This is a genomic window from Pseudomonas sp. GW821-FHT10C09 (genome assembly GCF_059415465.1).
This window is the reverse complement of the sequence record NZ_JBWKNG010000027.1, coordinates 1-18,586: the sequence shown is the minus strand read 5'-3', so window position 1 is coordinate 18,586 and position 18,586 is coordinate 1. Positions and strand designations below refer to the sequence as shown.

The following is an 18,586-nucleotide window of genomic DNA, read 5'->3' as shown; positions in this document are numbered from 1 at the left end:
TTCGCTAACGGTGCCAGTCCATGGCATTGCCTGCCGCGATTTGAAAAGAAACCCATGACTATCGATCTCTACGGATTTGGCCCGGCGCTCGCCGCTGGCGCGCTGATGACTGTAAAACTGGCACTCTCGGCCTTGTGTCTGGGGCTGGTGCTCGGTTTGCTCGGCGCCTTGGCCAAGACATCCCCGTACAAGCCGTTGCAATGGCTTGGCGGCACTTATTCGACACTGGTTCGCGGCATCCCGGAATTGCTCTGGGTGCTGCTGATCTACTTCGGCACGGTCAACCTGATGCGTGCCCTGGGCGAGTTTTTCGGCAATCCCGATCTCGAACTCAATGCCTTCGCTGCCGGCGTGATCGCACTGGGGCTGTGCTTTGGCGCCTACGCCACTGAAGTGTTTCGCGGCGCGATCCTGGCGATTCCCAAAGGTCACCGTGAAGCCGGCGTGGCCTTGGGCCTGTCGAAATTCCGCATCTTTATCAAACTGATCATGCCGCAGATGTGGCGCATCGCCCTGCCGGGCCTTGGCAACCTGTTCATGATCCTGATGAAAGACACCGCGCTGGTGTCGGTCATCGGCCTGGAAGAAATCATGCGTCACGCGCAAATCGGCGTGACCGTGTCCAAGCAACCGTTCACCTTCTATATGGTGGCCGCGTTCATGTACCTGGGCCTGACCGTGCTCGCCATGAGCGGCATGCATTTGATGGAACGACGTGCCGCTCGCGGCTTCGCGAGGAGCACCCAATGAACTGGGAAGTCATCATCAAGTGGCTGCCGAAACTGGCCCAAGGCGCAACGCTGACCCTGGAACTGGTGGCCATCGCCGTGATCGCTGGTTTGCTGCTGGCTATTCCATTGGGCATCGCGCGCTCGTCGCGGCTTTGGTACGTGCGGGCATTTCCCTACGGCTATATCTTCTTTTTCCGTGGCACGCCGTTGCTGGTTCAGCTGTTCCTCGTCTATTACGGCCTGGCGCAGTTCGATGCGATTCGTAACAGCTCGATGTGGCCGTACCTGCGCGATCCGTTCTGGTGCGCCACCGCGACCATGACCCTGCACACCGCGGCCTACATCGCCGAGATCCTGCGCGGTGCGATCCAGGCGATTCCGCCGGGTGAAATCGAAGCGGCGCGCGCGTTGGGCATGTCCCGCGCCAAAGCGCTGTTCTACATCATCCTGCCGCGTGCCGCGCGCATCGGCCTGCCGGCCTACAGCAACGAAGTGATCCTGATGCTCAAGGCCAGCGCCCTGGCCAGTACCGTGACCCTACTGGAACTGACCGGCATGGCCCGCACCATCATTGCCCGGACCTACCTGCCGGTGGAGATCTTCTTCGCCGCAGGTATGTTCTATCTGTTGATGGCTTACGTGCTGGTTCGCGGCTTCAAGCTGCTGGAGCGCTGGTTGCGCGTCGATGCCTGCCAAGGGCGTTGATTCCTCCCGCGTGCTGACGGGCGAGGACCTGCTCGCCCGCTTCACCGCGCTGGATGCTTTCCTGATTAAGCATCAAGCGCTGTGGAAACCTCGTCCGTTTACTCATCTGCAACTGCCTTGGGAAACGTCCTACCCGGAGTTGGCACTTTGGCTACGGGGACGGTCGCTGGATGACGCAGAACTTGCTCACAACCAACCTTGTTTGCTGGATGCGCCGGAGCCGTTTGCTTCATTGGCGGCGTTGTCCCTTGAATTGAGTTCTGTGGGTGAGTTACCGGCGCATTCGCTGCAAGCAGCCGGGCATCGGCTGAACGTCGATGTGCCAGGACGCAAGTGGCAACAAATCGAGGCGTTCGCCAGTCGCCTGTCGTTTACGGCGCCGCCGAAGCATTGGCTGGATTGGTGTTCGGGCAAGGGCCACTTGGGTCGGCGTTTACTGCAAACCGGGCAACAACTGACTTGCCTGGAATACGACCCGGCGCTGGTGGCCAGCGGACAGGCACTCAGCCAGCGTCATCAATTGCGGGCGCTGCACGTCGAACAGGATGTGCTCGCGCCTGGCACCGCGAATTTGTTGAATATTGATCACACCCCGGTGGCGCTACACGCCTGCGGTGATCTGCATGTGCGGTTGATCCAGCTCGCCAGCGCGGCAGGTTGCAAACAATTGGCCATCGCGCCCTGCTGTTATAACCGGATCAATCATTCGGCCTATCAGCCGCTTTCCTCGGTCGGTTTGCGATCCGACCTACAACTGTCCCTCGACGATCTCGCCCTGCCCATGAGCGAAACCGTCACCGCTGGCGCTCGCGTGCGACGTCAACGCGACACCTCCATGGCCCGGCGCCTGGGGTTCGACTTGCTGCAACGGCAACTGCGCGGCGTCGATGAATACCTGCCTACCCCCTCACTGCCGAGTGCCTGGCTGGAAAAATCCTTTGCCGAGTACTGCCATCATCTGGCCGCACTGAAACAGTTATCCACAGTCGGCTCGCAAGACTGGTCCGCTCTCGAAGCCGCTGGATGGCAACGCTTGGCGCAAGTACGCAATCTGGAGCTGCTGCGCGGACTTTTCCGACGCCCGTTGGAGCTTTGGCTGGTCCTCGACCGAGCCGTTTTCCTTGCCGATCAGGGGTACAACATTCGCCTCGGGACCTTCTGCGAAACACCGCTCACGCCACGTAATTTCCTGCTCTTGGCGGAACGCCCGTAAAAGCCACAGCCTGTGGATAACTCTGTTGATGAAAATATCGTGGATCCAATATCTACAGCTGTTTCAAGGGTGAAACGGAACTGTTCATTTTTCGTACACACACGAAAAAATCCTGAAAAACAGGGATTTGCGCACAAATGAGAACAGGTCCACAAAAACACTGGTGAGCGCAGAATGCCACCGCCGCCGTTGTGCATAAGCATTCAACGCAAAGGACATAAGCGCCTAAACCCGGACCTCAGGTGGGGAAAATTGCACCGCCTCCCGACTCTTGTTATACAAACACGCAAGGACGCCATCAGCGCGGCCACGAACAAGAAAATTCGACCGACAGGATGCGACAGTGACGTTCATTTCCTACGCACAGAACTTCGAAGACATACGCCTGTGGCGCGCCCTCAAAACCGTCGAGAACGGCTTCTATATCGACGTCGGCGCCAACGACCCCACCCATGACTCGGTCACCAAAGCGTTCTACGACCATGGCTGGACCGGCATCAACATAGAACCGATGCCCAACTACTACGAAGCCCTGTGCCAGCAACGTCCCAAAGACACCAATCTGCAATGCGTGGCCGGCGAAAGCGCCGACAGCCTGACCTTCTACGGCATCGCCGGCACCGGCCTCTCGACCGTCGACCCGGCCATGGCGCAAATGCACAAAGATGCCGGCATGGACGTGCGCAGCCAAACCGTCCAGTCCCGCACCCTGACCTCCATCTGCGAAGAACACGCACAGGGCCGCCCGATCCACTTCCTGAAAATCGACGTCGAAGGCCACGAAGAAACCGTGCTGCGCGGCATGGACTTCACCCAGTGGCGGCCGTGGGTCATCCTCATCGAAACCCCGTGGGACCGCGACCAGACCTGGGAAACCCTCGTCACCGACGCCGGCTATCAGTCCATCCTGTTCGACGGCATCAACACCTATTACCTCGCCGAAGAACATCTGAATCTGAAACCCGCCTTCGACATCCCGCCCTGCAACCTGGACGAATTCCAGTTCTGCAAAGGCCACAACTTCAGCCACCCCGTCGGCGACGCCGAACAGCAACTCGCCGCCGCCCTGCAACGCGCCGAACAGGCCGAAGCACAGCTGCGCGCGATGCAAAACAGCCGCACCTGGCAAGCCCTCCAGAAACTCAAGAAAACCCTGCTGCGCGCCTGACCTGACGCCTGCGCAAAAATAGTCTGAATTCAGGGGTTTACAGAACCAATCCAATCGCTATAATCGTCGCCCAACACGCCGGTATAGCTCAGTTGGTAGAGCAACTGACTTGTAATCAGTAGGTCCCGGGTTCGACTCCTGGTGCCGGCACCATATAGATCAACAACTTAGGCTCACCGACAGGTGGGCCTTTTTTGTTTCTGGCGAACAATGCTCCTTTTGGTCACAGCTTTGGTCACAGCTTCTCATTTGATTGGGACCGGAAGCTGCCCATCATGTCAGGCCCCCGTGACCAGAAGTAGCGTGTGTCTTAAGCCGCATGGATCAAGATTGGACGATGTGATGGCCCTAGCGAAGGAAGCCTATTCGAGCTCCAAGCCGCGCAGCGCCTTATCGAAGGATTTTGTATTTTTAACTTCGAAGCAAAGGCAGTACATTTGCGCGACATCATTAATGGGGCTCAGCTCTCCCACGCCTGAAGGGCGAAATTCTTCTATCCGTACCTCCGCCGAAATCACAGCACTTTTGCGCCTGGCGGCTGATCTTGAGCGCCGCGTGTTGCGATTGATGGTCAAGACTTGGCGGTGGAGGTACGCGCACGATTGATTCTGGACCGCCCAGCGGGGTATTCCCCTGAGGCGAATGCTTGACGTCACTGTGATGGGCCATTGCTAGCTGCCTATCCGCGACACCAAAGCTTCTATGACGGCAGGACGATGCATGACAATGAGTGAATACCAGATCGAGCAGGGCCTGCTCGCCAAGCTAGGCGACCTCAAGTACACCTATCGCCCAGCCATCCGCGACCGCGCCGCGCTCGAAGCCAACTTTCGCGAAAAGTTTCAGCAGCTCAACCGTGTCAATCTCACAGATGAAGAATTTTCACGTCTGCTAGAAGAGGTTGTCACGCCTGATGCGTTCACCGCTTCTCAAACGCTCCGCACTCGCAATAGCTTTATTCGCGAAGATGGCACGCCGTTGAACTATACCCTTGTTAATATTGAGGATTGGTGCAAGAACAGTTTCGAGGTTGTTAATCAGCTGCGAATCAACACCAATAACAGCCATCACCGCTTTGACGTCATCCTGCTCATCAACGGTGTGCCGGTCGTACAGATTGAGCTAAAAATGCTGGGCATTAATCCGCGCCGCGCTATCGAGCAAATCGTCGAATACAAAAACGATCCTGGTAACGGTTTCAGCCGCACGCTGTTGTGCTTCACGCAGGTGTTTATTGTCAGCAATCGTGATTCAACTTACTACTTCGCCAACAACAACGCCCGCCATTTCAGCTTCAACGCCGATGAGCGCTTCCTCCCTATTTACCAATTTGCTGCGCTGGATAACACTAAATTAAGTGGGCTCGATGAGTTTGCCGATGCGTTCCTGCCCAAGTGCACGCTCGGTCAGATGATTAGCCGTTACATGGTGCTGGTCGCAAGCGAGCAGAAATTGCTCATGATGCGGCCCTATCAGATCTATGCCGTTAAAAACATCGTCAAGTGCATCGAAGAAAACAGCGGGAACGGATACATCTGGCATACCACGGGCAGTGGCAAGACGCTAACCAGCTTCAAAGCCTCCACCCTGCTCAAGGCCCATCCAAACATTGAAAAGTGCCTCTTCGTAGTCGATCGCAAAGATCTCGATCGCCAAACACGCGAGGAGTTTAACCGCTTCCAGGAAGGCTGCGTCGAAAGCAATACCAACACCAGCGAGCTGGTCCGCCGCCTGCTTTCCGATGACGCGGCTGACAAGGTCATCGTTTGTACCATTCAGAAATTGGGCCTAGCGCTGAACGAGAATAGCAATCGTAACAAGAACATGGAAAAGCGTGGCCTCGCGACATACGCTGACCAGCTCGAAGCATTGCGCCACAAGCGCATCGTGTTCATCTTCGACGAGTGCCACCGCTCCCAATTCGGAGAGAATCACCAGACCATCAAGGAATTCTTCCACAAGGCTCAGCTCTTTGGCTTTACCGGAACACCAATTTTTTCGGACAACGCGACTATCAAGCAGATTACGGGTGAAGAGCAGACATTGAAGACCACGGAAGATCTCTTCCAGCAATGCTTGCATGAGTACACCATCACCCACGCAATTGAAGACCGCAATGTTTTAAAGTTTCACGTTGACTACTTCAAGCCCGACGGCACGAACCCACCAAAACAGGGCGAGAAGATCGCCAAGCGCGCCATTGTCGAAGCCATACTTGCCAAGCACGGCGCTGCTACGGGCGCACGCAAATTCAACGCAATATTCGCCACAGCATCCATCAATGATGCCATCGAGTATCACACCCTATTTGAAGAGATTCAGGCAGAGAAACAGCAAAAGGAGGCTAATTTCACACCGCTCAGTATTGCAGCCGTATTCTCTCCGCCGGGCGATGTGAGTTCTGACGTGCGCCAGTTGCAGGAGGATCTTCCCACCGAGCTGGAAGACAACAAGCAGGAACCAGATGCCAAAAAGGCAGCATTGCAGGCCATCATCGCCAGCTACAACGCCCGTTTTGGCACGAATCACCGAATCGAGGAATTCGATCTCTACTATCAGGACGTGCAGCAACGCATCAAGGATCAGCAATGGCCCGATTCTGATCTACGCAAAGCTAACTCCAGTGTCCTGGAGCATAAGATTGATATAACTATAGTCGTCGACATGCTACTCACCGGCTTCGATAGCAAGTACCTAAATACACTCTATGTCGATAAAACTCTCAAATACCACGGTCTCATTCAGGCCTTTAGCCGCACCAACCGCGTGTTGAATGGGACCAAGCCTTTTGGCCACATCTTTGACTTTCGAGGACAGCAAGAGGCGGTGGACGCTGCCATTGCGCTTTTTTCGGGCGCAAAGAACGATGAGGCGCGTGAAATCTGGCTGGTAGACAAAGCCCCTGCTGTCATAGAAAAGCTTCGAGAAGCAGCACTCGGCCTTCACTGCTTCATGGAGGCATACGGGCTGTCAGGCAAACCAGAAGAGATCGCCAACCTCAAGGGCGACGAAGCACGCATCGGCTTTGTTGAAGCCTTCAAGCGGGTGCAAAAGATGCAAACTCAGCTCGACCAGTACACTGACCTCACATCCGCGCAGGTAGATGCTATACAGGTCATACTCCCACCTGACGAACTCAACGCCTTCCGCGGCCAGTACTTGGAAACGGCAAGACGCCTCAGGGACGAGCGGGCCAAGCCCGGTGATGAAAAGCGCGAGAAGCTGGACCAGGTTGATTTCGAGTTCGTGCTCTTCGCTTCCGCCACCATCGATTACGACTACATCATGAAGCTGATTGCCGACTTCTCCACTAAGAAGCCCGGCAAAGCCACCATGAGCCGTGAACAGTTGGCCAGCCTGATCGCGATCGACGCCAAATTTATCGACGAGCGCGAAGACATCACCGAATACGTGATGAGCCTCACTGCCGGCGAGGGGTTAGACGAGCGCGCCATCCGTGCCGGCTATCAGCAATTTAAAGCAGTGAAAACCATCCATGAACTGACCGAGCTCGCTACCAAGCACGGCTTGTCCCCTACGACGCTGCAAAGCTTTGTGGATGGTGTGCTCGAGCGCCGCATCTTCGACGGCGAACAACTCACCGAACTGCTCGCCCCGTTGGAGCTCGGCTGGAAAGCCCGTGCGCAGAAGGAGCTGGCTCTGATGAGCGAGCTGGTGCCGTTGCTAAAGAAACGCGCCGGAGGCCGAGAGATTTCAGGCCTCCAGGCCTATGAGGATTGAACAATGGCGAAAACAAGTAAGGCACCGGCGGTTCCGAAGTTAAGATTTCCCGAGTTTCAGGGGCGTGGCAATTGGGAGTACGCCCCTTTAGGCCAACTTTTTTCCGAGCGACAAGAAGCGGGTTTCACTAACCTTCCTCTTCTCTCACTTATGGACAAGGAGGGAATAGTTCCCCAGGACGCGACCAATCGGAAGAATAATTCAAGCGCAGACAAGTCTAAATATCTGAGAGTCGTGCCCCGTGATATAGCCTATAACACGATGAGGATGTGGGAGGGGAGGAGCGCCTACGTCGGAATCGAGGGACTGGTCAGTCCGGCCTATACGGTGTGTGCACCGGCCGAAGGCACTTGCAGTCTTTTCTTTACGTTTTATTTCAAGACGGCTTCGTTGATACGCCTTTTCAGGCAGTTTTCGCAAGGCCTCGTGAAGGATACATTGAATTTAAAGTACCAAGCATTTTCTCAAATTGAAGTTGCATACCCTAAAGACGAGAACGAGCAAAAGAAAATCGCGGACTGCTTGATGTCGCTGGAAGAATTGATTGCTGCGCAGGGGCAAAAAGTTGAGTCTTTGAAGTCCTACCAACGCGTTCTGATGCAGCAGGTCTTCACCCGCGAACGCGAGACTCTCCCTCGCCTTCGCTTTCCAGAGTTCCTCGACGCGCCCGAGTGGGAACCGACAAGTCTGGATGCCTTGGTGGACTTTCAATCGGGTGGTACTCCATCGAAGGCCAATCCTGAATTTTGGAATGGCTCAACTCCGTGGATCTCTGCCAAAGACATGAAGCGGCTGTTCCTAACCGACTCCGAGGACCATATTTCGGCCTCTGCCATCGACAGCGGAGCGAAGTTAGTTCCCGCAGGTACGGTGCTCATACTGACGCGAGGTATGACGTTGCTCAAAGATGTTCCCATCTGCGTATTGTGTCGGGAGATGAGCCTTAACCAAGATGTGAAAGCTCTTCGGCCAAAGGGCGAAATGGAAGGTCTTTTTGTTGCGTTCTTGCTTCTGGGAAATAAGCAACGCTTGTTAAAGATGGTCGACATAGCAGGGCATGGAACTGGGAAATTGGATACTGACAAGCTCAAGGCTCTCACGCTGAAGATTCCAAAACCTGCCGAACAGCAGCGGATCACTCAATTTCTTTCTTCGCTAGACTCTCAGATTGAAGCGGAAGCTAACAAGCTCGTTGTGCTGAACATCCATAAAAATGGCTTAAGGCAGCAACTCTTCCCAGTCTTGGAGGGGAAATGACACTCGAAGAAATCGCTATATCACTTCGCGATGACGCTACGCGGATAACGCTTGCGTATGCATTCAACGCAACTGGCAAGACACAACTAAGCGTGGCGTACAAGAACGCTACAAAGTTAGCGGACGGCAGCCACACGGGGGTCTACTATAACGCTTACAGCGAAGACCTTTTTGTCTGGGATAATGATGAGATAAATAATGGCGCGGAGATTCGGCTGACTTTGTTGTCGAGCAGTCTCAGCAAGTTCCACGCTCTGCTAACAGAAGATAATATTCGTGAGAAGCTAAGGGCCTACAAGCCAAAGTTTGGATTCTCTTTGAACTTACACGAAGACGATCCGGAGAAGGGAATTGAGTCAATTGAATTCTTTATCCCGAACCCGAACCCGGACGAGCCTCAGAAGCCCATTAAGTTGTCGCGGGGAGAAGAACGTATCTTTGTTTGGTGTTTCTTCCTTGCTCTGTTCGAGGTTGAAGGTTGGGCCGACAAGCAATCGAGTCACTTTTTTATTGATGATCCAGTGTCCAGCCTTGACGACCACAACATTTTCGTAACGGCTGCGACGCTATTCGATCTAATCGAGAGCCAGTTCGAAAAGCGCAAAATAATCGTGACTACGCATCATATTGGATTGTTCTCGATCCTTAGCGACTGGCTTGGCAAGGGTGAGAAGAGTAGTAAATTCAAGAAACACACAAAGCACTACACCCTTAGCGCGAAATCGGGCGAGCTTGTGCTAGAAAAGTGTGAAAAAGACGTGTTCCTATACCATTTGCAAATGCTCCAGGTTCTGACCACCGCCCATAAAGCCAAAGATATTCGAGCATATCACTTCGCAATGCTGCGGCAGGTTCTAGAAAATGTAGCATCGTTTCTTGGCGTTGGGCAGTTTAGTTATGTATTGAGTCAAGTCGGCATAAAAGACCCTAATCGGGTGGCGGATATAGTAAATGCTCTATCGCACAAAAAGGTCTATTACTACGAGTCGGATGTCGTTGTTCAAGACAACTTGGATATTTTTGATGAGGTCATGAAAGGCCTTATCGAAAAATATAACTTCGTTTTGCATGCGGATGCGTCGTGATAAATGAACGAATTGATGCTCTATTCAGCCAAATGCAAACGTAGCCGAATTAGGCTCTGGGCCGGAAGGCCGACGGTCCACCTGCTGCTTACGAAGATGGCTGAGCTGTGCTTCAGGCACTGCAAGCCCATCCCCACAAGTCTCTCACGCCAGAACGGGGATCAGATCATTAGCCAAAACGATACTATATTGGTCCCTTCTCCGGGCATTCTGCGAAACTTGCGAAGGGAGCGCGCCGCCACTTCGTTTTATCTCGAATATGACCAGTGCTGCAATCAGAAAAAGGTGCGCCAAGCCGATGCGCAAGACGACACCGAGCTGAAATCACTGGAAAACACACTCAAGAAACTACCAAAACCATGACCGAACAAGACCAGAAACAGATGGGCAAGACCCTTTGGGCAATTGCCGATCAATTGCGCGGGTCAATGAACCCCGACGATTTTCGCGATTACATGCTGTCCTTTCTCTTCCTGCGCTATCTCTCGGACAATTATGAGCAGGCGGCCAAGAGGGAGCTAGGGCCGGATTATCCGACAGTAGCGCAAGACGTGATGGAGCAATCAAAAGCCGAGATACCTCTTCAGATCTGGTACGAAGAGAACGCCAGCGATGTGGCGGAGTTTGAAAAGCAGATGCGCCGCAAAGTGCACTATGTAATCAAGCCCACTTACCTGTGGAACAACATTGTCCGCCTGGCTAAATCTCAAAGCAGTAAGCTGCTCGACACCCTGCAGAGCGGTTTCAAGTACATCGAGAATGAGTCCTTCCAAAGCAACTTCCAAAGCTTGTTTTCAGAGATCAACCTTGCGTCGGACAAGCTGGGCCGTCAGTACTCTGAGCGCAACGATAAGCTATGCTCAATCCTCTCGGAGCTGGCTCGCGGCATGTCGCTGTTCTCCACCGACACAGATACGCTGGGCGATGCCTACGAATATTTGATCGGGCAGTTCGCGGCGGGTTCAGGCAAGAAGGCAGGCGAGTTCTACACGCCTCAGCAGGTATCGAACATTCTCTCCGCCATCGTAACGCTCGACGGCCAGGCACCCGAGACCGGCCCGCGCAAGAAGCTGGATAGTGTATTGGATTTCGCCTGCGGCTCGGGCTCGCTGCTCCTGAATATACGGCACCGCTTGAAGGATGCGGGCGGCAGCATCGGCAAGATTTATGGGCAGGAGTACAACGTCACCACATACAACCTGGCACGCATGAACATGCTGCTGCATGGGGTGAAAGATACCGAGTTCGAAATCTACCACGGTGACACGCTTACCAACGCCTGGGATTACCTACGCGAGACTAACCCGGCGAAAAAACCCCAGTTTGACGCGGTGGTGGCTAATCCGCCATTTAGCTATCGATGGGACCCTAGCGACACCATCAGCGAAGACATGCGATTCAAAAATCACGGTGTGGCACCGCGGAGTGCGGCGGATTTCGCTTTTTTGCTACACGGGCTGCATTATCTGAAAGATGATGGTGTGATGGCCATTATCTTGCCACACGGCGTACTTTTTCGTGGTGGTGCGGAAGAACGCATTCGTCGCAAGCTGCTGCAGAATGGGCATATTGATACCGTGATTGGCTTGCCGGCTAACCTATTCTATTCAACTGGCATTCCAGTCTGCATTCTGGTGCTGAAAAAGTGCAAAAGGTCGGATGATGTGCTGTTTATCAATGCGGCCGAACATTTCGAGAAGGGCAGGCGGCAGAATCAGCTGGCAGATCGGCATATAGAACAAATCATCGAGACCTACATGCATCGCCCCACGGAAGTACCGCGCTATGCGCGGAGGGTAAGCATGGAGGAGATCGAGAAGAACGATTTCAACCTGAATATATCTCGGTACGTCAATACGGCAGCGGCGGACGAGGTGATAAATCTGACGGCCGTTCGTGGCGAGCTTGTGGTACTGGATAAGAAGATCAAGACGGCTACAGATAAACACAATAAGTTTCTTAAGGAACTTGGTCTGCCACCACTGCCGTATGGTTCGGAGGCATTAGAGTAATAGCTATTAGGTTGGTGCAGCACGGTGAGTTCACACTGCAACAAGATTTGAACCCAGTGCACTATGCTGCACCTACCAAAGAAATCGCTGAAAGTCAGTTAATGATATTACGTTCTTGACGCTCAAGCAGGTGCAAAACAACCTGACTGGCAATCGTCACAGGTTTGAGGTCAATGCACTGCATAACTGGCAGCACCGAGCCAAGCACTGAGCTAATGCGAACTTTCAAAAAAATGCAGATGTAACTATCAATTCATCGAGCCTAAACGAGAGAGACAGTAACGGCCGCTTAGTCTGTACGGCTGAGCGTGTGCTTTTGGCCGATTTCTACCTGTTACGAGAGCGAGAGAACAACCCTAACTGACAGCGGCGTAAGGCAGAAATCTACCGTGGCTTCGCATTCAGACACTGGCCAAGTCCCTGATCCTGAGGACTGTGGTGGTTGAGCAGTTGGCGTGCCTGGCTGTTGCGCGAATGCCAAGGCCTGCACCGAGCAGTTCCGTAACGCGCTTGTGCAGATCTTCATCAATAGGCCGGCCCTGATACTTACCTGCAGCTTTGGCCTTCTCGATACCTTGGGCCTGACGCTCGCGGCGTTGCTCGTAATCCTTGCGCGCAATGGCTGCCATCATTTCCACCAGCATCGAGTTAATAGCGCCAAGCATCCGCCCGGTGAACTCGTCGCCCTTCGTGTCCTGCATTCCCTGGTGACTGGTCGGGAGGTCGAGCGCGACGATACGCAGGCCCTTGGAATCAATCGTGGCTTTGAGCTTCTGCCAATCCTCCACCGGCAAGCGGGAAAGCCGGTCTATCGACTCCACCAGCAGCACGTCACCCTTGCGCGCATCTTTAAGCAGACGCAGCAACTCGGGCCGGTCTGCGGAGGCGCCGCTGGCATTCTCCAGATACACGCTCGCAATGTCCTTGTGATGGTCGCTGGCGAACTGTTCAAGCGAGGCCTGGGCGCGGCTGGCGTCTTGCTCTTCGGTTGATGCTCGGAGATATGCGCGGATGAACATGATGTGCCTCACGTATCAGTTAGGGTGTTCTACTAATACTGTTGCACTATGGGTGTCACTTATCAAGCGGAAATGGCAAATAAATTTGAATACGCCCGTATCAGCTAAGGCATACCCATAAAAAACAACGAAAATTCACTTGTTCTCGCCCAAAAATCAATTAAGATCTTAATTGCGCAGTTAAGCGCTTAATTGTTTTCGGTGGTGATTTATGGCGGCTCAAGCTCGCGTTACGGTTGTAGAAAATGTTGAAAAGGTCTTCCCAAATGGATGGAGACTCTGCTTCCAGTGGTGTATCTACAATTACGCTGAAGGTACTCAACAACGAGGCTATCGCTTCATTTGGAAGCGTAAAGACGGGTCTCTTCAAGCAGCCCGTGGTCAAGCACGCCTGCCCAATATGGCGCTAATCACCGAGCTGGTGGAAAAGGCTAAACAGCAGGGATGGGGCTATGAAGGCGAAGAAATGGCTGATGCGAACGAATAAGCCGTTTTTCATTCAAAACCCGCTACGGCGGGTTTTTTATTGGATGCAGAGGTCTACCACGTCACGCTGCGATCAGACGATAGCTAAATCTTGCATGTCGGCTTCGTACCGGTCAAAGCGATTCCATCCGAGCAGTTTGATGATTTCCATAGCCTTGGATTCGAAAGGCGGGGTTAGTGAGAAAATCCCTTCATGATGCGAATCCAAAATTGCGAATAGGTCTACCCATCCACTTTTGCGCAAAACCGGCGTTTTGGTCGCGCTTGTCTCTTCGTAGTGCATTGCTTGATTACGCCCAATCCAAATCAGATCACGCACACACGAACCCGATATCTCTCGTCCTTGCAGTTCGCAATCATCGATCGATACGCCATGACGGATGGCAATGGCCTGCTTCGCAATCTGAAGCACCGTACCGGCAAGGATATTGATCGTTAGATCTGTCGACTTGATGGCAGCTTCAGACGCGGCAAGCTTCAGTTTTTGCCGGGTCAACGTTTCTGCTGCTGCTTCACGAAGCACAGTGCCGTTACTCTCTAGGAAAGCGATCTCTTTCTGCTGACGGGATCGGGTATCTTCGTACTGTTCCTTCTGCACTACCTGAGTCCAAAGCGATTCAAAAATCATGACTAGGGTCGGTTGGGTTTGGGTGTAAAAAGTGCGAGCTTCTTCAATCCTGTTTTCCATGGTCACTCCGCTGTCCTTGATAGTTTTTTTAGCAAAAAAAACCGCCTCAACCGAAGCTGAAGCGGTCTTACGTTCGCGACCTGGTTACAGGTCGTCGAAGCGATCACGCAGCAATTCGAAAACGTGATGAACACGTAAACAAACCACTACGAAATCCCACGCATGTTTGAAGTATTTCGACATGCGTTGGCCCTCCCGTAGTTGGGCCAACCTCCAGTACGCTTAACCCGGAAAACGCGTACCTTTGGGATCACGTGAATGCTCCCTGTGAGGCGGCTAAGCTGTTGGCCTCTCGTGTTGCTCCGGCACGGATTCCTAGCCCGTGGTGAGAGGTTCGGTTCGCATCAAAACTTGGCAAAGAGCATCAAGTAAGAATCGCGAAACTGCCGGTATGTTAACGAATTTTTCGAGCCAAAAAGCAGCAAAAGTAAAAAAAAACGCAAAACTCATTTCACCGGATGTGCACAGCAGTTGCCCGGCAGTATTGCGAATACTGCCGGGCAACTGCTCTTCAGTAGGCGCACTACTGCATGGCACCACGCGACGTTGCGACGTAAAAACCCGCCAACCCTTGTAAACACTGGGTGCGCGTGCTGTGCGCCACTAATCGTTAATTATTGCGCGCACTTGCGTCTGCTTGTATTCTTCTTTGCACGTGAATGCTCCCTGTGAGCCGCCATCCGATCTCCTAATCGGGTTGGCCACGAAAAAACCGCCCTCCTAGGCGGTTTTTTTTTGTCTGTATGTCAGTGGTCGTAGCCGGCCTATTTCGACATACCTATAACTGCCGTAGTCGCATGATTGCGCCTGTGATGTCTTGAGCAATCCGATCCAGCGTTTCCATGGCCGCAATTGCGTTGGCGGCAACGCTCCCCACACCATTCTCAGAAATCCACTTGGTCACCTCCTCAATGGCCGCACACATGGCGTGCTGGTTGTGCAGGAGTAGTGTGAGTGCGTCTGCTGTGGCTATGTTGGCTTCGGAGTTATCTGACATGGGAATCATCCTTGAGTAACTGGTGCGGGAAGACTAGCTGAACTCGCCATTGGCTTGAGCCACTTCTCCAAATCCGCTGACGCTTGGGCAACTACACTGACTTGACCACCCATTTGCATTCGACCTAACCAACTATCTGCGCGGATTTTACCCGCCCCCTTAGCAAACATTACCGGCAGTGAACGACCCAAAGCGAAAGCTCGGAAGAGTTTAGAAAATCAGGGGTAACGTTATTTTTCGTTACAATTGCTACCCATTTTTCTTGCGAAGTATGACTTGATGGAAGACGCTGCAATTTCTACTGAAACTAAACAACGTAACGCTCCGCTTACCGTTGAAGAAGCACGAGAGCGACTGTTGATCTACGGCTTACATCTGAAAAGCGTGCATCCCGATGGCCGCATTACTACGACGACGAATGTCGACGTCACTTGTGCAGCCGACCACATCATGACACGCATGTATGGACACCTTCGTAGGCGTGGCTGTCCTGATTGTAATTCTCCTTTTGGTGAGCGACTGCTGTATGCCTTGCTACGGCACTATTCTGTAGGCTCCGATGACTGGTGTTCCAAGCCCATTGTGGGTTTGGACCCGCTGAACCCGCAAAGACGACTGATTTTCGATGCGGCCTCCGAATCGCGCCAAGTTGCGTTCGAAAACCATTCCGACTATCACGATCCCGGCAAAGGTGTGTCAATATTCCACCAACGAATCCCAGCGCTAGAACGACATCGGCTAGATTCAATCAAAGAGGCTCGGGATAACGGCGGAATCCACACCCAAGGACCTATGAAAGGCTGGCGTGTGGGAACGGTGTGGTTTGACGGCCCTCGCATTAACACTTTCGGTCAGAACTATCTTCCTCAGGTGCTCAAGGAGTTCAAAACTGCCGCATTTTCTGTAGGTTTGCTACTTCGCCAAGATGGTATTGAGATCGCCCCACTGGAGCTTTACCGCGAGCTGGGTCGTACTGCAACTGCTAAAGTTCCAAGCGACCTCACCCTGATCGGTCCATGGCTAGGACGAACCAGGCAAACTCAGTGGCGGCATACTTGCGGGGGCGAGTTTGGAGCAGTAGTGCTCGATCTGGAAAATATTTCGCTAGATAAAACAGGTTGTCCGTTTTGCGACCGAGAGGGCCACGCCGGTATGTGGTTGGGCTTTTTGGATCGCCTCTTAGAGCGGGGTTACAGATATGCGGGCGTGAACCAGCTGTCCATTCGCACTGAATTTCAAACATTAACCCTCAAATGCGAGCGACACCCTAGAGCTAAAGTGGAGGAATGGACTCGATCCAAATTGTACCAGTGGCTATTTAGCGGGCCTGAAAGCGGAAAAAGTTTTCCACCCCCTTGTGCGGAATGTGCCAAAACTCACCGAAATGTTGTTGCGAAAAAGGAAAAGGCACGACGGCAAGATGCTCGAATTAAAGTAGGCGAGGAACTCCGGCGATATAACCATAAGATGGTGACAAATTATCCATCATCAAAACGAGACCCTATTACGAAAAAGGTCTTACAGGTGAAAAACCTTATACAATGTCTCGGATGCGGACATTACCGCGAGGAAGGCGTAGCGCAATTACTGCAGAAAGCCCGACAGGCCGGGAAAATTAATTGCCCAGCTTGTAGCCCGGGGATCAAGGGACGTAAACCAAAATAATTGATGAGAATAAAAGCCAGCAATATGGCAGAAGCGACCAGTTGTGAACGGCCGCTTTCGGCTGTTAATTTACTTGTGCCGAACGTCCGTTGTTGGCCGATTGCTGCCTGGCGCGCCATTACTGCGAAGGCTCAATCCTGCAACGTTTGCAGATTTTCTAATCCAGCTTACCGCCATTTTCTTTCAGCGCACGGGCTTGCTCAATCAAACTGTCTAGATAGGCAAAATGGGCGTCGCAGTCAATCTCCGTAAATTTTTCATTGGCTTCAATGGCAAGAATCTTTTGGGCGAATTCTTCGCAGTACTCACCCTCAGCATCAACCATCTCGCCATCTGCAACCAAGCGAAACACCCACGCGCCATTCAGTTCTTGGACAGCCACGCTTCCCTTTTCCCGCAAGGTGCAAAGTGCTTCAAGGAGCTCCTCCTTTGCAGGCGGCTGGTGTGCCACACATACCCGCTCCCATAAACTTTGAATCTTTATGTCGGGCACTTGGCCAATGGTGGTCAGTATCGTCAGGGTAAGGAGCTCCATGTCTGCCTTCAGCATTCCATCCACATATTATTAGCGCTCCCGCATGCGATGCAAATGTTGTGCGAGGGCTGAGCCTAATGCATATCAGTGCAACCGGCATCCACCCCAATACGCTGGCCAGTCCAAGCGGGATAGGCAAGCTTTTAGAGAGTATGCAGGTTGCCACAGATAGGGTAATGCCCCTCGTAAAAGCTTATGGCATGTGCGTTTCACAAGGTCGAAAGCGGACGGACGTGTGAACGGCCCATACCGGTCGGCTATTTATCGGAATTGGCCCATATTTTATAAAATTGATGCAAAAATTTACCTAGAGCTCAATCTCATCTGATTCGGTGCGCTTGTAGATTGCATGGTTGGATGAGTTTTTCCTCACGAACACCAGCCCAAATGCCTCTTGGTTCGCTCGCACGTAACGGCCCAGGCCTAGTCGTGATTCACGGTTAAGAACCTGCCAGGTGTCGTGTCCGATAACCTGCTGAATGTTGAATTCGAAACCCATCGGTAAGGATTTAACCTTGTCCTTGAGCATCGCAGCTGCAGTCTCGAATGGCGTCAATTCCGTTAAAACGTGGGTGCCCAGCGCCTGTACGATTGCCTGCACGGGGTCAGCCTGCTCACGCGCCCATTTTTCCAGGACGCCGGTTAATTCCAAGTGGACTTGTAGAGTCATGGTTACACCAGGTGATCTTCGCGGCGGCGGTACATCGAGCGAGTACCCTGATGTTCATCGAACTCCAACGAGAAATACTCCAGGTTCTTGGCTACATGCTTGCCGAACAAGTTGCCAATGCCATCCAGACGCTCCCAGATTTCTTCGCCGACTAGCTTGCGCACATGGCTGACCTGACCCTTCTGAAGTGAACGTGCATTCATACGCAACGCCGCTTCGGCCAAAAACCAAGCCTCGAAATGGGCATCGGCGGGGGTAGGTACGTGACGATTGTCCATGGGTGCATCTCCTCGTTGTTGAGGTCTCGAATTCTGCCCATCTAAGGCATCTGTGTCAATCTTAGGCCTCTAAGACATCTAAGATGAATTGAGCAATCGCAACAACGGGAGTATCCAGAGGAATGACCAACCTCAACATGTACCTGACCCCTCCACTCGGCTTGCTGGGCCGCCAGCAGGCTTGATCGGGTGCTTGACGCTGTCGTGCTACCCCCATGGCTTTTGGCTGCACGACTATTCCATTGCTGTATGTCCCCTTTTGGCCGATTCTGTTGAAAAAGTAGCTCCCCTGTCTGGCCTGCGGCAAAATTGCTTCATTGGCCGGCGGGGGATCAC

General features: G+C 53.0%; 17 protein-coding genes and 1 tRNA gene. 11 read left to right on the top strand and 7 right to left on the bottom strand.

Going from position 1 to position 18,586, the window contains the following annotated elements:
- Nucleotides 1-54: 54 nt before the first annotated feature.
- The 9 genes from AC07N8_RS24490 to AC07N8_RS24450 all read left to right on the top strand — a co-directional run bounded on the left by AC07N8_RS24490 (nt 55) and on the right by AC07N8_RS24450 (nt 11,912).
- A complete protein-coding gene (locus AC07N8_RS24490; protein ID WP_483840942.1) occupies nt 55-750 on the top strand; it encodes an ABC transporter permease in 696 nt (231 codons plus the stop codon).
- Nucleotides 747-1,436, top strand: a complete 690-nt coding sequence (locus AC07N8_RS24485) for an ABC transporter permease (protein WP_123435418.1) — start codon at nt 747-749, stop codon at nt 1,434-1,436. Before AC07N8_RS24490 ends, AC07N8_RS24485 begins: the two co-directional genes overlap by 4 nt.
- Complete coding sequence (locus AC07N8_RS24480) at nt 1,417-2,649, top strand: methyltransferase (protein ID WP_493146163.1); 1,233 nt, start codon at nt 1,417-1,419, stop codon at nt 2,647-2,649. Before AC07N8_RS24485 ends, AC07N8_RS24480 begins: the two co-directional genes overlap by 20 nt.
- Nucleotides 2,650-2,992: 343 nt before the next feature.
- Nucleotides 2,993-3,817, top strand: coding sequence for an FkbM family methyltransferase (locus tag AC07N8_RS24475; protein ID WP_483840940.1), 825 nt, complete (start codon nt 2,993-2,995; stop codon nt 3,815-3,817).
- Nucleotides 3,818-3,894: 77 nt separating this feature from the next.
- Nucleotides 3,895-3,970 (top strand) — tRNA-Thr (locus AC07N8_RS24470).
- 567 nt (nt 3,971-4,537) lie between these two features.
- Nucleotides 4,538-7,558 carry a type I restriction endonuclease subunit R gene (locus tag AC07N8_RS24465; RefSeq protein ID WP_493146165.1) on the top strand — a complete coding sequence of 1,007 codons (3,021 nt, stop codon included), beginning with the start codon at nt 4,538-4,540 and terminating at the stop codon, nt 7,556-7,558.
- Nucleotides 7,559-7,561: 3 nt separating this feature from the next.
- Nucleotides 7,562-8,815, top strand: a complete 1,254-nt coding sequence (locus AC07N8_RS24460; RefSeq protein ID WP_493146167.1) for a restriction endonuclease subunit S — start codon at nt 7,562-7,564, stop codon at nt 8,813-8,815.
- Nucleotides 8,812-9,900 (top strand): AAA family ATPase, encoded by a 1,089-nt coding sequence (locus AC07N8_RS24455; protein WP_493146169.1) that lies wholly within the window; start codon nt 8,812-8,814, stop codon nt 9,898-9,900. The genes AC07N8_RS24460 and AC07N8_RS24455 overlap by 4 nt, the downstream gene beginning before the upstream one ends.
- Nucleotides 9,901-10,259: 359 nt before the next feature.
- The gene (locus AC07N8_RS24450; RefSeq protein WP_493146171.1) at nt 10,260-11,912 is read left to right on the top strand and encodes a type I restriction-modification system subunit M; all 1,653 of its coding nucleotides are present in this window, start codon (nt 10,260-10,262) and stop codon (nt 11,910-11,912) included.
- A 401-nt stretch (nt 11,913-12,313) separates the two neighbouring features.
- Here the strand turns inward: AC07N8_RS24450 and AC07N8_RS24445 are convergent, their stop codons facing one another.
- Nucleotides 12,314-12,931 carry a recombinase family protein gene (locus AC07N8_RS24445; RefSeq protein WP_493146173.1) on the bottom strand — a complete coding sequence of 206 codons (618 nt, stop codon included), beginning with the start codon at nt 12,929-12,931 and terminating at the stop codon, nt 12,314-12,316.
- 211 nt (nt 12,932-13,142) lie between these two features.
- Here AC07N8_RS24445 and AC07N8_RS24440 point away from each other — a divergent pair, with 211 nt between their 5' ends.
- The gene (locus tag AC07N8_RS24440; protein WP_493146175.1) at nt 13,143-13,418 is read left to right on the top strand and encodes a hypothetical protein; all 276 of its coding nucleotides are present in this window, start codon (nt 13,143-13,145) and stop codon (nt 13,416-13,418) included.
- A 72-nt stretch (nt 13,419-13,490) separates the two neighbouring features.
- Here AC07N8_RS24440 and AC07N8_RS24435 read toward each other — a convergent pair whose 3' ends face one another.
- Together AC07N8_RS24435 and AC07N8_RS24430 are read right to left on the bottom strand one after the other, a co-directional pair.
- Nucleotides 13,491-14,105, bottom strand: a complete 615-nt coding sequence (locus AC07N8_RS24435) for a hypothetical protein (protein ID WP_493146177.1) — start codon at nt 14,103-14,105, stop codon at nt 13,491-13,493.
- A 778-nt stretch (nt 14,106-14,883) separates the two neighbouring features.
- Nucleotides 14,884-15,102 (bottom strand): hypothetical protein, encoded by a 219-nt coding sequence (locus tag AC07N8_RS24430; protein WP_493146179.1) that lies wholly within the window; start codon nt 15,100-15,102, stop codon nt 14,884-14,886.
- A gap of 279 nt (nt 15,103-15,381) precedes the next feature.
- On the opposite strand from AC07N8_RS24430, the gene AC07N8_RS24425 reads away from it, so the two are divergent.
- Nucleotides 15,382-16,767 carry a hypothetical protein gene (locus AC07N8_RS24425; RefSeq protein ID WP_493146181.1) on the top strand — a complete coding sequence of 462 codons (1,386 nt, stop codon included), beginning with the start codon at nt 15,382-15,384 and terminating at the stop codon, nt 16,765-16,767.
- 157 nt (nt 16,768-16,924) lie between these two features.
- On the opposite strand, the gene AC07N8_RS24420 is transcribed toward AC07N8_RS24425, so the two are convergent.
- The 4 genes from AC07N8_RS24420 to AC07N8_RS24405 all read right to left on the bottom strand — a co-directional run.
- A complete protein-coding gene (locus AC07N8_RS24420) occupies nt 16,925-17,317 on the bottom strand; it encodes a hypothetical protein (protein ID WP_493146183.1) in 393 nt (130 codons plus the stop codon).
- Between the two features lie 292 nt (nt 17,318-17,609).
- Nucleotides 17,610-17,972 (bottom strand): DUF1413 domain-containing protein, encoded by a 363-nt coding sequence (locus tag AC07N8_RS24415; protein WP_493146185.1) that lies wholly within the window; start codon nt 17,970-17,972, stop codon nt 17,610-17,612.
- 2 nt (nt 17,973-17,974) lie between these two features.
- Nucleotides 17,975-18,250, bottom strand: coding sequence for a hypothetical protein (locus tag AC07N8_RS24410; protein ID WP_493146187.1), 276 nt, complete (start codon nt 18,248-18,250; stop codon nt 17,975-17,977).
- A 61-nt stretch (nt 18,251-18,311) separates the two neighbouring features.
- Nucleotides 18,312-18,586 (bottom strand): hypothetical protein (locus AC07N8_RS24405; RefSeq protein WP_493146189.1); only part of this gene is annotated, 275 nt, incomplete at its 5' end.

Excerpts from the sequence above, each read along its gene's own strand:
- AC07N8_RS24485 (WP_123435418.1), top strand. The coding sequence starts at position 747 with ATGAACTGGGAAGTCATCATCAAGTGGCTGCCGAAACTGGCCCAAGGC.
- AC07N8_RS24460 (WP_493146167.1), top strand. The coding sequence starts at position 7,562 with ATGGCGAAAACAAGTAAGGCACCGGCGGTTCCGAAGTTAAGATTTCCC.
- AC07N8_RS24490 (WP_483840942.1), top strand. The coding sequence starts at position 55 with ATGACTATCGATCTCTACGGATTTGGCCCGGCGCTCGCCGCTGGCGCG.
- AC07N8_RS24465 (WP_493146165.1), top strand. The coding sequence starts at position 4,538 with ATGACAATGAGTGAATACCAGATCGAGCAGGGCCTGCTCGCCAAGCTA.
- AC07N8_RS24480 (WP_493146163.1), top strand. The coding sequence starts at position 1,417 with ATGCCTGCCAAGGGCGTTGATTCCTCCCGCGTGCTGACGGGCGAGGAC.
- AC07N8_RS24420 (WP_493146183.1), bottom strand. The coding sequence starts at position 17,317 with ATGCTGAAGGCAGACATGGAGCTCCTTACCCTGACGATACTGACCACC.
- AC07N8_RS24450 (WP_493146171.1), top strand. The coding sequence starts at position 10,260 with ATGACCGAACAAGACCAGAAACAGATGGGCAAGACCCTTTGGGCAATT.
- AC07N8_RS24415 (WP_493146185.1), bottom strand. The coding sequence starts at position 17,972 with ATGACTCTACAAGTCCACTTGGAATTAACCGGCGTCCTGGAAAAATGG.
- AC07N8_RS24410 (WP_493146187.1), bottom strand. The coding sequence starts at position 18,250 with ATGGACAATCGTCACGTACCTACCCCCGCCGATGCCCATTTCGAGGCT.
- AC07N8_RS24430 (WP_493146179.1), bottom strand. The coding sequence starts at position 15,102 with ATGTCAGATAACTCCGAAGCCAACATAGCCACAGCAGACGCACTCACA.
- AC07N8_RS24455 (WP_493146169.1), top strand. The coding sequence starts at position 8,812 with ATGACACTCGAAGAAATCGCTATATCACTTCGCGATGACGCTACGCGG.
- AC07N8_RS24445 (WP_493146173.1), bottom strand. The coding sequence starts at position 12,931 with ATGTTCATCCGCGCATATCTCCGAGCATCAACCGAAGAGCAAGACGCC.
- AC07N8_RS24440 (WP_493146175.1), top strand. The coding sequence starts at position 13,143 with ATGGCGGCTCAAGCTCGCGTTACGGTTGTAGAAAATGTTGAAAAGGTC.
- AC07N8_RS24435 (WP_493146177.1), bottom strand. The coding sequence starts at position 14,105 with ATGGAAAACAGGATTGAAGAAGCTCGCACTTTTTACACCCAAACCCAA.
- AC07N8_RS24425 (WP_493146181.1), top strand. The coding sequence starts at position 15,382 with ATGGAAGACGCTGCAATTTCTACTGAAACTAAACAACGTAACGCTCCG.